General features: G+C 43.4%; 11 protein-coding genes and 1 tRNA gene. 10 read left to right on the top strand and 2 right to left on the bottom strand.

The window, feature by feature from the left end; translation table 11 throughout:
- The first annotated feature begins 153 nt into the window (after positions 1-153).
- Complete coding sequence (locus DFP82_RS05975; protein WP_110922813.1) at positions 154-1,086, top strand: LysR family transcriptional regulator; 933 nt, start codon at positions 154-156, stop codon at positions 1,084-1,086.
- Positions 1,087-1,449: 363 nt separating this feature from the next.
- On the opposite strand, the gene DFP82_RS05980 is transcribed toward DFP82_RS05975, so the two are convergent.
- Positions 1,450-1,524 (bottom strand) — tRNA-Gly (locus DFP82_RS05980).
- Between the two features lie 259 nt (positions 1,525-1,783).
- On the opposite strand from DFP82_RS05980, the gene DFP82_RS05985 reads away from it, so the two are divergent.
- From DFP82_RS05985 to DFP82_RS05995, 3 genes are all read left to right on the top strand, one after another.
- Positions 1,784-3,448, top strand: coding sequence for an alpha-keto acid decarboxylase family protein (locus DFP82_RS05985; protein ID WP_110922814.1), 1,665 nt, complete (start codon positions 1,784-1,786; stop codon positions 3,446-3,448).
- A gap of 202 nt (positions 3,449-3,650) precedes the next feature.
- Entirely contained in the window at positions 3,651-3,986 is a 336-nt protein-coding gene (locus DFP82_RS05990; RefSeq protein ID WP_110922815.1) for a GlpM family protein, read from the top strand.
- A 392-nt stretch (positions 3,987-4,378) separates the two neighbouring features.
- A complete protein-coding gene (locus DFP82_RS05995; protein WP_110922816.1) occupies positions 4,379-6,169 on the top strand; it encodes a potassium/proton antiporter in 1,791 nt (596 codons plus the stop codon).
- A gap of 17 nt (positions 6,170-6,186) precedes the next feature.
- Here DFP82_RS05995 and DFP82_RS06000 read toward each other — a convergent pair whose 3' ends face one another.
- A complete protein-coding gene (locus tag DFP82_RS06000) occupies positions 6,187-7,089 on the bottom strand; it encodes a LysR family transcriptional regulator (RefSeq protein WP_227680805.1) in 903 nt (300 codons plus the stop codon).
- A gap of 185 nt (positions 7,090-7,274) precedes the next feature.
- Here DFP82_RS06000 and speB point away from each other — a divergent pair, with 185 nt between their 5' ends.
- The 6 genes from speB (at position 7,275) to DFP82_RS06030 (ending at position 13,114) form a co-directional block, all read left to right on the top strand.
- Positions 7,275-8,231, top strand: a complete 957-nt coding sequence (gene speB / locus DFP82_RS06005) for an agmatinase (RefSeq protein ID WP_110922817.1) — start codon at positions 7,275-7,277, stop codon at positions 8,229-8,231.
- Positions 8,232-8,415: 184 nt separating this feature from the next.
- Positions 8,416-9,762, top strand: a complete 1,347-nt coding sequence (locus DFP82_RS06010) for a purine-cytosine permease family protein (RefSeq protein WP_110922818.1) — start codon at positions 8,416-8,418, stop codon at positions 9,760-9,762.
- Positions 9,759-10,346, top strand: coding sequence for a carbon-nitrogen hydrolase family protein (locus DFP82_RS06015; RefSeq protein ID WP_110922819.1), 588 nt, complete (start codon positions 9,759-9,761; stop codon positions 10,344-10,346). Before DFP82_RS06010 ends, DFP82_RS06015 begins: the two co-directional genes overlap by 4 nt.
- Before the next feature lie 11 nt (positions 10,347-10,357).
- Positions 10,358-10,561, top strand: a complete 204-nt coding sequence (locus tag DFP82_RS14875; protein ID WP_281269547.1) for a carbon-nitrogen hydrolase family protein — start codon at positions 10,358-10,360, stop codon at positions 10,559-10,561.
- A complete protein-coding gene (locus tag DFP82_RS06025; protein ID WP_110922821.1) occupies positions 10,558-11,301 on the top strand; it encodes an MBL fold metallo-hydrolase in 744 nt (247 codons plus the stop codon). Before DFP82_RS14875 ends, DFP82_RS06025 begins: the two co-directional genes overlap by 4 nt.
- Positions 11,302-11,392: 91 nt before the next feature.
- A complete protein-coding gene (locus DFP82_RS06030) occupies positions 11,393-13,114 on the top strand; it encodes a 5-guanidino-2-oxopentanoate decarboxylase (protein WP_110922822.1) in 1,722 nt (573 codons plus the stop codon).
- Positions 13,115-13,116 lie beyond the last annotated feature (2 nt).

The raw sequence follows: 13,116 nt of genomic DNA on the forward strand, positions 1-13,116 counted from the left end.
CTGCAAGGCTAGTTAATGCTGTAGGAACAATGTTGCAACTATTGGTACAAAATTTATCCACCCCTAAATCTACCATTACAGTTAATATTATAATAATGAATTAAAGAGGTTAGATATATTCAAACTATTAATATATAAACATGAGGTAATCTAATGAAGACTGAGCAAATAGAAACATTTTTGATGATCACAGAAACAAAGAACTTATCTTTAGCGAGCAAAAATCTGTTCATCTCTCAATCGGCAGTTAGTCATCGTTTGCGCGCTCTAGAGGAACATCTTGACTGTGAGTTATTCATACGTGGCCGTGGTGAAAAGCTAGTCACCTTGACACAAAAGGGAGAGGAGTTTGTTGAAATAGCAATGCGTTGGAAAGCGTTATGGCGGGAAACGAAAATATGGGCATTACAAGAGTCTAAAATGAACTTAAGTGTAGCTAGTATTGATAGTTTAAATACTTGTGTGTTTTCAAATCTATATAAAGAATTGATTAATAACAATAATACAGATGATAAGAAAGCTAGTGAAAGCAGCAATGGGATTACTTTAAATGTGAGTTCTCACTGGAGCAAAACTATTTATGACCTCATTGAGAATAACGATATCGATATCGGCTTCACACTTAATTCATTAAAATATCCAAATGCTATATCTAAACCTTTATTTAAATCTAGAGGAGTTATTATTTCTTCCATCTCATCAAAATATGCTAGATTGGTTCACCCGCATGATTTAGATACAGCTGATGAAATTCTTTTTTCAAGTGTTTCTGAATACCATATATGGCACAATTTTTGGTGGGAAAAAAATCAGAATGAGTATTCTAGTGTTGATACGGTTTCACTATTATTCACTGTTTTTGACTTTGAAGAAAAATGGGCTATCGTCCCTGTTTGGATTGCACGTGTATTTGAAAGAATCCACCCTGTTAAAATATCTGAGCTTAGCGTACTTGCACCCGAATATACTTGTTATCAAGTGACGAATCGCTACCCTAAGTCAAGTAGGTTGAAAGCCATTGAAAGGTTTACAACGGCCTTAGAAGATTATATGAAGACAGATGCTTTCATTAATAGTGTGCAGTAAGAGGTTGAATGTTAAAAAATCACAATCTCATATAAAATCTTAATAGTATCTCTTTCGAGCGCAATTTATTAGCCCACTAAGCTCAAACTATATTTAAGAGAAGTTGTTATAGAAATTTTACATTCATCACATTATGCTTAATAGCTGATATAGCCAAAGTATGGTCAGTTATGTATGTGAGGTTTTAGGGTAGGGCACAGTTTGGGCACCACCATGGAAACGGGATTTTTTTTGAGTAGTTAGACTTAACTATATTCAAAACGATATTTCGAGAATTTCTCTAAAAGCCCCGAAAATCAGGCAAAAAAAATCCTTACTTCTTAAATAAGAAGTAAGGATTTTAGTGCTCTTTCAAGCCATATTTGGAGCGGGAAAAGAGATTCGAACTCTCGACCCCAACCTTGGCAAGGTTATGCTCTACCACTGAGCTATTCCCGCTAATTATCAATTAACTATCGTCAGTTGATGAAGGCGTATTATACGCAGTTTTTTTTACCTGTCAACACTTACGTTAAAAAAAAGTAAAGTTAGTAAAACAGGCATGTCATCCAACTGCATAGATATGTTATAACAGTTTCTTATAAAAACTATTCCAAAAGCTTTGCATTGAATAAATAGGCTGGAATACGATTTATAATTTACTTCAATTATATAAACAATCGTCAATACTTATAATGATAAGTCATAAGGATATAAAATGAGTCAACAATATACCATCGCTGATTATTTGTTTGATCGCATCGCAGAAGCGGGTGCATCGGAGATATTTGGTGTCCCTGGTGATTTTAATTTAACTTTTTTGGATAACATTCTTGCCTCTGATAAATTGCGTTGGGTGGGTAATACCAATGAGCTAAATGCTGGTTATGCTGCAGATGGATACGCCCGTGAGCGTGGGTTTGCGGCGATGGTCACGACTTTCGGTGTGGGGGAGTTGTCAGCGATTAATGCGACGGCAGGCTCTTTTGCTGAGTACGCACCTGTATTGCATGTTGTGGGAGCGCCAAGTACCGCTCTACAAGACTCAAAGCGCCGTATTCATCACTCGCTTGGTGATGGCGTATTCAATCACTTTATTAAAATGGTAGAGCCAGTAACCGTGGCACGGGCGCAACTCACACCAGAAAACGCAGCCTCAGAGATTGATCGTGTCATCCGCTTGATTCTTAAGAAACATCGTCCTGGCTATCTGCTGCTATCACCTGATGTGGCAAAAATGCCCATTTACCCACCAACTACAAAACTGATTGACAGCCAAGAAGATATCACTAGCCAAGCGGCATTGGCGGATTTCAAGCAAGCGCTTATAGCGTTTTTACCGAATAAAACCACGACGCTTATGGCAGATTTAATGGTGCATCGTTTAGGGTTGCAAAATCAGCTCAAAGCACTGATTGCTGATACGGATATTCCTTATACCACGCTGTCTTGGGGTAAAACGCTACTTGATGAAAACAGTAATCGCTGGGCAGGAACTTATGCAGGCGTCGCCTCACGCCCTGTGGTCAAGGACGTAGTAGAAAACTGCGAATGCCTGATCAAAATAGGGGTGCAATATACGGATACAACTACGGCAGGGTTCAGTCAAGATATCAACGAAGATGTGGTAGTAGATTTGCATTATGAGCGTGCATCAATCAGCGGTCAAAATTTTGCACCGATTGCGCTAAAAGATGCGCTGCAAGTCTTGCATGAAGTCATGACCTCTGGTATCAAAATCGTGCCAAAACCTTTCTGTGAGCCTGTCAACCCTCACGAGCAAAACGGCAAAGACGATGAGGCCATTCGCCAAGACGATCTGTGGCATATTATTGCAGACCATTTAGATCATAATAACTTGGTTTTTTCTGAACAAGGTACGGCTTACTTTGGTATTAGTGATGTGCGTTTGCCACAGGGTGTTACGTCTTACGGGCAACCAATGTGGGGTTCGATTGGCTACACGCTGCCCGCAAGTTTGGGTGCTGCCATTGCGTCGCCAGACAAGCGTAGTGTGTTGTTGATTGGTGATGGTTCTGCCTTACTCACTATTCAAGAAATCGCGGTGATGATCCAAGAGCGTACCAATCCAGTCATCGTGTTGATTAATAATGATGGCTACACGGTAGAGCGTGCAATTCATGGTGAAAATCAAGCTTACAATGATATTCCTAAATGCAATTGGCAGTTGATGCCACAAGCCTTTGGTGCGACTGAAGAAAACAGCTTGATGATCAAAGTAGAGACCGCTGGTGAGTTGAAAGCAGCACTCGAAAAAGCAGCAGTGACCACGGATAAGTTGGTGATGCTAGAAGTCATCGCCGACAAACATGATATCCCGCCATTATTAGCAGACATCAGCGCGGCACTAAAGCCTTCTTAAATGAATAGCAGTGCATAAAGAAAATTAGTTTTTATATCAATTTTTTTTAGTTTTTAGACAGTGAAAGCTCTATTTGGCACAATGCTAAGTAGGGCTTTTTTTGTATTTTAGGATTCTCATTATTTATTATCAGCTATTTTGTTCTGTGCGTTCATTATCGTGATAAATTAAGCGATTAATATGCGATAGGAGAGAACGCATCATGATTTGGCTAAAAATGCTTATTGGTGCCTTGATGGTATTGGCGATTCAATTATTTGCACAAACTCGATTTTTCTATTTGGCAGCACTTGCGCCACTTTTTCCCACGTTTACTTTGATCAGCCATTTCATTGTTGGTACCGAGCGTAGCCCTGCTGATTTAAAAGTCGCCTTGATATTTAGCATGCTCGGCGTCATACCTCATCTTATCTATACTTTTGTGGTGTTTTTTAGCATTGGCTATGTCAGCTTATATAAAGCATTGATGCTGGGAGTTGTCGCTTGGATGATTGCTGCCGCTATCTTAGTGCTTACGTGGCAATATATACAAGCGTAGTCAGTATTGAAGAGAGTCTCTAAAATAGTATGCAAAACAGTTCCAACTGTATTTATAGGGCTTAAGACGTGTCATCACACTCACTTATACAACCATGATCAAAGTGAAAGAAAATGCTAGTAAAAATATTTATAGATAGTTTTTATAGACATGATAGTAGATGTTATTCTTAATGATATTTTTAGTACAGTTAATCCTATATAAAAGAGTGACGGCGTCAACCTCGCTTGAAGTATCACAGTTACAGCTACACTCGGTTACCCTGACTCTTTTTTAAATTGAATCAACTATATTTAGATCTGGATCTTACTAGTAAAGGTAAAAGATTAAATTGTAATATTTTCGCACCAACTTAATTCATCACCATTGATAAAAATAGGGCTTAAAAAAAGATGGATACCTTAAATATCCTATATCTCGTAGGAGCATTGTTAATTTTCGCCAGTATTATGGCCAGTACATTGTCAGCGCGCTTGGGCGTTCCCTTGTTACTATTGTTTTTGATAGTAGGCATGTTGGCTGGCGAGCAAGGTATCTTAGGGATTGAGTTTTCTCAATACGCGTTGGCCAATTTCGTCGGGCAGGCAGCTTTAGCCTGTATTTTGCTAGATGGTGGTCTACGTACTTCTTTTAAGTCATTCCGAGTCGGACTCAAGCCCGCGATTACGCTGGCCACGTGGGGTGTGCTAGCCACGGTCATGGTGCTAGGGGTATTCGTCACTTGGTTGCTCGATGTCGATTGGCGTTTTGGTCTATTGATGGCGGCCATTGTTGGTTCGACCGATGCGGCAGCAGTATTTTCTCTATTACGTAATGGCGGTGTCAAGCTCAACGATCGCGTCCAAGCCACGCTTGAGCTAGAGTCCGGTGGCAACGATCCATTGGCTATTTTATTGGTCACTGGTTTGATTGCCCTAAACGTTGATCCGGATGGTCAGAGCGTACTTGGATTTTTAGGTTTGCTGTTGCAGCAGTTAGGCGTTGGTTTGGGCATGGGTTTGCTCTTTGGTTATTTGTTGTCGCGGCTATTGCCCAAGGTGCACTTGGCAGAGGGTATGTATGCTATTTTGATACTGTCTGCTGGCTTGGCGGTTTTTGCGGCTACCAACATGCTAGGCGGTAGTGGGTTTTTGGCGGTATATCTCACGGGTGTCATGATTGGCAATCACAAAGTGCGCTCGACTGAGCATGTGATGCGAGTGATGGATAGCTTTGCATGGCTATCACAAGCGGTGCTATTTGTCGTATTAGGGCTACTAGTCACACCATCGAATGTTCTCAATGTTTGGCACTATTCAGTAGCGATAGCGGCCTTTATGATCTTCGTTGCTCGTCCTATTGCCGTATATACCAGCGTGAAACCATTCAAATTTAAAGACAGAGAAATTGGCTTTATTTCTTGGGTTGGACTGCGTGGTGCGGTACCTATTACATTGGCTCTCTTACCGGTGATGGCAGGCATAGACAATGCCTTTATGCTGTTCGATATTGCTTTTGGCGTAGTCGTTGTGTCTTTGATTTTGCAAGGAACGACCATTCCTATCATGGCGAATTTGTTTAAAGTGCGTATTCCAACGAACAAAGACCCAAAAGAAGAACACGAAGTTTGGGTGTCTGATAAAGCCAGTATTACTCTGTATGAGTTCGAAGTTCAATCCGGTGCTTTTGCTATCGGTCGACATCCCTTGGAGATCTCTAAGCGTGTCAACCCTGACGAGATTCGTATTTTTGCGTTGGTCCGTGGACAGCAGATTGTCGTTACTGATGAAGAGACGAAGCTCAAATTTGGTGATAGCGTTTGGTATGCAATGCGAGGCAATCACGCCAGCAAGATTGCCAAAATCTTTAATGACACGACTTTGAATCATAAAGCGATTGACGACTTTTATGGAGATTGGCTGCTATCACCCAGTGTCAAGCTCGGCGATTTGCCATTTTTTACTGGAGCGATGACGTCCGAATCTCTAGTAGATAATCTAAAGCCAAAGCCTAAAGATGGTTCAAAAAGCATGTGGGATCAGACGGTCGCTGAGTATGTAAAGCAACGTTTAGCTACCGCACCAGTCTCTGGTGACACTGTCGTCATAAGCGACGAGTGGTCACTGGTCATCAAAGAAGTCGATGACAAAGGCAGGCTGAGAACCATTGGCTTAAAGCATCGAGAGCTACCAACAGCAGTTTAGTTGTGTGCAGTGATTTTTTATAATAAATTCATCATTTTATTCAAAAAGTCAGCAATGTGTTTGTGCTGGTTCTGCCGATACGCCCAATGGTGCTCGACGGCATAACTGGCTTCTTCCCGCAGTAATATTTTCATCAAACCTTCTCTTTCGTAGCGCATGGCTAGGTCACGAGGCAAGTAGCCAACATGGTGACCTGCAAGGATAAGCTGTGCAGTAGCCTCCATATGATACGTCGTAGCGCTTAATGTTTTGGGGCGTACATGATGGATGCTGACATCAGTAATATAGCCTCTTTTTATCCACGGATGGTTTTGTTCTAAGTCCTCTAATGTCAAACCTTCTGAATTATAAAATAACCGGTGCTCGCGTCCGCAGCACACGACCTGTCTCTCTACAAATGCTGGCTTAAACGTCAGTAATGGTGGAAAACTGCCAAAATAACCAACTCCAATATCACTCTCATTACTTAAGAGCTTTTCTATCATGCTTTCAGGACTTTGCACGTCAATAGAAAAGTGTATCAATGGGTTATTACGGTAGCTGTTAGCCAGCCGTTGTCTAAGTACGTCATAAAAAAATTTGGGCATTTGATCGGTTAGGCACAGTCTAATGTGCCCGCCATGAACGGAGTCTAGTTGCTGAATATAATGCAGCTGATGTTGAAAGTTGGCGACTGATTCGGTAAAGGCAACGCAAGCCTCATAAACCGCTGCACCATCCTCTGTCAGCTTAAATCCTGCACGACCACGATGGCATAACGTCATGCCCAACCGGTCTTCTAGATGCGTTAAATGACCGCTAATCACCGAAGGGGTGACGTTTAGGCGTGTCTGAGCTGCCGTTACCCCCTGACAGTCTACGATGGCCATAAAGCTACGTAGGGTTTTTACGTCTATTTTTATCAACTCATCTAATATCAAAAACCATCCTCCGATAAATACTCTCTTCAACAAACTTCTGCTAATAACGTATAAGTCTATTTTACTACGAAAATTTAGAAGTTTACTTCTGAATTTTACCATGGTTTGCCATCTTATATTTAGGTATTGTCAAGGGTATGTAGCAAATTGTGTATTTTAATTAACAGATAATAAGGACGTAATTTATGAGCTTCAATCAGCCACTAAGCGGTAACGAGATGCCAAGATTTGGCGGTTTCGCCACTATGATGCGCCTGCCAACTCAAGCCGACGCCGAAGGACTAGATGTGGCGTTCGTTGGCGTGCCTTTGGATATCGGTGCATCGAACCGTAGCGGTGCGAGACTAGGCCCAAGACAGATTCGTGATGAGTCACGCATGATTCGTCCTTACAACGTGGCAACTCGTGCTGCCCCTTTTGAGTCATTACAAGTTGCTGATATTGGTGATGTGCCTATCAATACTTTTAACCTCCTAAAAAGCGTCGATATCATCGAAAAATTCTATACCGATAAAATCGTTAAACACGGCGCGATTCCACTGACGTTGGGTGGCGATCATACCATTGCACTTCCTATCTTACGCGCACTTGCCAAAAAACACGGCCCTGTCGGTATGGTGCATATCGATGCTCATGCAGATATCAATGATGATATGTTTGGCGAAAAAATCGCTCACGGCACACCGTTTCGCCGTGCTGTCGAAGAAAACCTAATCGATGGCAACCGTGTGGTACAGATTGGTTTACGTGGTACAGGCTATAGTGCTGAAGAGTTTGATTGGTCGACCGAGCAGGGCTTTCGCGTTGTGCCTGCTGAGGAATGCTGGTACAAGTCATTGGCTCCATTGATGGCAGAAGTACGCGAAAAGCTAGGCGATGGTCCTGTCTATCTAAGCTTTGATATTGATGGTATTGACCCTGCATTTGCCCCTGGTACTGGTACTGCGGAAATCGGTGGTTTGACATCAACTCAAGGTATCGAAATCATTCGTGGTATGCGCGGTCTAGATGTAGTCGGCGGTGATTTGGTCGAAGTATCACCACCTTATGATCCATTTGGTAACACCTCTGTACTCGCTGCAAATTTATTGTTTGAGATGCTATGTATTCTACCGGGTGTGCGTTACGACGATAATGTCTAAGTTGTTTGCTAATAGGAGTATCTCGCAATGATAACTACAAAGGGATGGGGTAGTAGCTCTCTCTTATTGGTTAAATTGGGAGCATAGGGTAGCTATCCAAATATGGTATATGACCGGATAGCTGCATCGTCACCAGTGCAATTGGCTTGCTGGTATTAATACAACTCGGTTAAGGAAGACGCTCATGAGTAAACCTTCTTCATTTTTTGGTCAAGATACGCTCTCTCCAAATGAGGCTGGACACAGTTTAGGTTCGATTGGTACGTTTGCGCTGTGGTTCGGTGCAAATATAGTGGTCACGACTATTTTAACTGGGATGTTGTTAGTACCTGATTTACGGTTTACCACCGCTATAACGACAGTACTCATTGGCTCATTGATCGGTGCAATTCCTTTACTCCTAGTTGGTCTGATGGGTCAGCGTACTGGTCTGCCATCAATGGCACTAACGCGTAGAGCTTATGGGCCACTGGGTAGTCAGTTGATTTCACTGGTCAACATGGGTGTGCTCATCGCGTGGAGCTGTATTCAGGCTTTGCTCGCCGGTATGAGCCTGAACTATGCCGTTGAAGCCACAACAGGCTATAGTAATCTGCCGCTATTTGTCATTCTGTGCGAGACAGTCGTGGTGTTGATTGTATTACGTGGTCATCTTGGTATCGAGCTTGTTGAACGCTGGGCAGCACTAGCAATGGCAGGTCTTACCGTTGTGGTGCTCTATCAGTTAAATCAGCATTATGACGTTTCTACACTATTTGAGATGCCAGTTGAATCGCGTAATGGTATTACGCTAGGTATCGCTTTTGATATCGTCATCGCCACTGCATTTTCTTGGATGTCTTCGGCAGCTGATTACAACCGCAATTGTAAGACATCTAAAATCGCAGTCTGGGGTACCTACTTTGGTTATATCATAGCGGCCATCGTTGCTATGGGCTTGGGTGCGACAATCTCAGGGCTCTCTATCCTAAACGGCATGGAGCAGACTTACGATCCGACACGCTTGCTCGCTGAATTTGGTTTTGGTCTACCAGCAGCATTGGTTATTTTCTTCTCAGTCATGACAACCAATGTGATGGCCGTGTATAGCGCCACGCTATCCTGTATGAACATCGCGCCTAATATGAGCTTTTGGAAACCTGCACTTATCATCGGTTTAGTCACTATCTTTGGTGCGCTGATTCCCGGTATTTTAGATCAATTCCAAAACTTCTTGTTAATCGTCGGTGCATTGTTCATCCCAGCATTCTCAGTCATGATTGTTGATTACTATCTTGTTGGTCAAGAAGGCTATACAGAAAAGCTGCTTAATTCTACTAAGCAATTGGGCCGTCCTACTGCAAAAATTGCTATCGTGGCCTACATAATGGGGGCAGCGCTTGCCGCTTACTGGACCTTGATAGCACCGCCATCTTTTGGAGCCTCGTTACCCGTCTTTATCATCACTGGTGGACTTTACTGGTTAGGTGCTACTTTATTCACTCGTCCTAGTAGTGCTATCACTTCTGCTCAAAAGGAGCCTTCATTATGAGATTGATGATTGCTCAAACGGACCCTTTATGGGCTGAGCCTACTGTTAATTTAGCAGCATTGGAGTCACTCTGTCGACTAGCAGTAGAGGCAAAAGTAGATCTGCTCGCATTACCAGAGCTTGCATTCACAGGCTACAATATCTTTGAGCGCCTTGATGATCTAGCTGAAGCGATCGATGGTCCAATCGTCACCGAAGCCAGTAAACTTGCTGATAAATACAATTTGCATTTGCTGTTTGGACTGGCTGAGCAGGGGGCTAATGGCGAGTTGGCTAACGCTGCAGTATTGCTAGATGACAATGGTCAGCACCTTGCCACTTATCATAAGCGGCATCTATGGGATCGCGAAAACGAGTTTTTTGTTGCAGGCAAGAAATTCTGTGTGGTTGATACTCGATTTGGTAAATTAGGATTGATGATTTGCTATGACAATGAATTTCCAGAAGTAGCAAGAGAGCTGGCTCAAGCAGGTGCTCAAATCATATTATCACCTACGGCAAATATGTTGCCGAATGCAGAGCGTCAGGTGCTACAAATCCGCGCGCGCGCGCAATGGACAATCAATGTTTTGTTGCTTGTATAAACCGATCAGGTGTGGAAGAAACGCTCCATTACTGTGGCAATAGCATCGTTGCTGGTCCTGATGGTGAGGTTCTTGGCCGACTTGGTTTAGCAGCTGGCAGCATGATAGTAGACATCGATCTCGCCTGCATCGATGAGAGTCGCACGCACCAAAACTATCTTAAGGACTTGCGTGTTCTTAAAGATACTCATGTCGTTAATGGAGCGGACTCATGAGTGAGCAATCATTACCACGTATCAAACCAGAAAACTGGTATCGAACAACCACGCTCAGTGATGGTATTACGCTCATCGATGAGCCGTGGATCAAGCCATTTTTTCGCTGTAATCTATGGCACGTGCGAGGCAGTCAAAGCGATTTATTAGTAGATTTTGGGTTAGGTGCTGTACCATTGCGCCGCCACGTCGCTCTGCTCGCTGATCGCGATATCATTGGTGTTGCTAGCCATACGCATTTTGACCATATTGGCGCGGCAAACGAGTTTGATTGCTGCCATGTACATTCTGCTGAAGCCCATATTCTTGCTGAGCCAGACAATGCTCGCACCTTGGCTGATATGTTTGTCAACGATGAGATGTTTGATGCGCTACCTCCTGAGCCTTATGCTCATTGCGGCTATAAAATCGCTGCACCAGCGAAAATCATGCAACTTGAGGATGGTGACATGATTGATTTGGGCAATCGTCAATTTGAAGTGATTCATACGCCCGGTCACTCCCCAGGTGGTATCGCCTTATGGGAAGCGGCTAGCGAAACTTTGATTTCTGGTGATCTTATCTATGACGGTCCATTAATCGAAGATACATGGCACAGCAATATGTCTGATTATGCCAAGAGTATGCGCCGCTTAAATGCATTACCTGTACGAGTTGTCCACGGCGGTCATTTTCCTAGTTTTTCAGGTAAACGTTTAAACGTCATGATTGATGATTGGTTACGTCACCATGATTTATGATTGACAGCATTCAAGACATATTTAAAAAAATAGCTAACCAACATAAAAATCTTAACTTAATACTTATTACATTTTTCAGGACGAAAAACTCATGACCCAATTGACGCAAATGCCTTCTGATTTATCTACAGTCCCATCTCTAACCTGCGGTGAGCTGCTAGTGCAATGGCTAGAATATTATGGCGTAGAGACCGTATTTGGTATACCCGGTGTGCACACAGTAGAGCTGTATCGCGGCCTGCCCAATACTGATATTCGTCACGTGACACCGCGTCATGAGCAAGGCGCTGGGTTTATGGCGGATGGTTACTATCGTGCTTCTGGAAAGATTGGGGTTTGTTTCATTATTACCGGCCCTGGTATGACCAATATCATGACAGCGATGGCACAGGCACTCGCTGATTCTATACCGATGCTAGTGATATCTAGTGTGAATAAAGTAAAAGATACCGGTAGTGAGGAAGGGCACTTACATGAATTACATGATCAGCAGGGCATGGTCAGTAAAGTTGCACTCACGAGCAAAACCATCTGGCAGCCTGAGTCGCTACCGAAAGTCATCGCAGAAGCCTTCGCTCTATTTAATGGTGCGCGTCCGGGACCAGTTCACATTCAGTTGCCCATTGATGTTATCACTGCCGATGCCAGCCACGTGGCTAAGCCGCCTAGCATAAACGGCTCTAAAGCTAGCCAAGCTAGTAATATCGCTTTGACGTTACCGCAAGTTATGAGACCACTGCCTAATCCTGCGCAGCTTGATTTAATCGTTGAGACGTTAAAAGCAGCGAAGAATCCAGTGTTACTTTATGGTGGCGGCTGCGTTGATGTCGATAGTTCGGCACAAAAACTGGCAGAGCTGATCGATGCACCGACGTTTTTGACGATTAATGCTAAAGGTCTATTACCACCTGCTCATCCGTTGAGCTTAGGCAGCAACCAGTCATTAGCGGCAGGTCGAGCCGTTATCACCGAGGCTGACTTGGTATTGGCGATTGGCACTGAGCTTGGCGAGACTGACTATGATGTCTTTTTTAATGGCGAGTTTAAGATTAATGGCACGTTGATTCGTATCGATTGCGATGCTCAGCAACTGCATCGTCCTTTTAGAGCCGACATAGCGGTATTGTCCGATGCGCAAATGGCCGTTAGCGGACTCTGCACACGCTTAGAAAGTCAGGAATTGAATAATCAGGCAGCAGTGCGAGTCGCCGAGGCGAAGCAGGCATTGTTAGCAGATATGACGCCAGATTTTGCGGGTCAAAATGCATTGCTTCAACTTATTCGCGATGAAGTCAAAGACGTCATCTTCGTTGGTGACTCGACACAAACTGTCTATAGCGGCAATCTTGGCTTTGAGGCGTTGGCGACCCGTAGATGGTTTAACTCATCGACAGGATTTGGCACGTTAGGTTATGGCTTACCCGCTGCTATTGGTGCCATGGTGGGCTCAAAATCGCCTGTCGTTAGCCTAATGGGTGATGGTGGTATTCAATTTACCATTGCAGAACTCATCTGCGCTGCCGAACTTGAGCTGCCATTGATTGTCCTATTATGGAACAACCAAGGTTATGGTGAAATTCGCCGCTATATGGAAGAGGGCGGACTACCATTGATTGGCGTCAATATTAAGACACCGAACTTTGAACCTTTAGCAGCAGGGTTTGGTGCTGGATATCGCAGAATTACTGACAAACAGCAATTGCTAGAAGCTCTGAAAAAAGACATCAACGGCAAACAGCCGATTATCTATGAGATTGACGAAACTGATGCGTTTATCGCTGAGATGGGGCAGAGCTTTACCTGCTTTAGTTAACG

The sequence above is a fragment of the Psychrobacter fozii genome (assembly GCF_003217155.1).
GTDB classification, from domain to species: domain Bacteria; phylum Pseudomonadota; class Gammaproteobacteria; order Pseudomonadales; family Moraxellaceae; genus Psychrobacter; species Psychrobacter fozii.

Bases quoted from the DNA above. Each gene is read 5' to 3' on its own strand.
- DFP82_RS06010 (WP_110922818.1), top strand. From the start codon at position 8,416: ATGAGTAAACCTTCTTCATTTTTTGGTCAAGATACGCTCTCTCCAAAT.
- DFP82_RS06015 (WP_110922819.1), top strand. From the start codon at position 9,759: ATGAGATTGATGATTGCTCAAACGGACCCTTTATGGGCTGAGCCTACT.
- DFP82_RS06030 (WP_110922822.1), top strand. From the start codon at position 11,393: ATGACCCAATTGACGCAAATGCCTTCTGATTTATCTACAGTCCCATCT.
- DFP82_RS05975 (WP_110922813.1), top strand. From the start codon at position 154: ATGAAGACTGAGCAAATAGAAACATTTTTGATGATCACAGAAACAAAG.
- DFP82_RS06025 (WP_110922821.1), top strand. From the start codon at position 10,558: ATGAGTGAGCAATCATTACCACGTATCAAACCAGAAAACTGGTATCGA.
- DFP82_RS05985 (WP_110922814.1), top strand. From the start codon at position 1,784: ATGAGTCAACAATATACCATCGCTGATTATTTGTTTGATCGCATCGCA.
- DFP82_RS05995 (WP_110922816.1), top strand. From the start codon at position 4,379: ATGGATACCTTAAATATCCTATATCTCGTAGGAGCATTGTTAATTTTC.
- DFP82_RS05990 (WP_110922815.1), top strand. From the start codon at position 3,651: ATGATTTGGCTAAAAATGCTTATTGGTGCCTTGATGGTATTGGCGATT.
- speB (WP_110922817.1), top strand. From the start codon at position 7,275: ATGAGCTTCAATCAGCCACTAAGCGGTAACGAGATGCCAAGATTTGGC.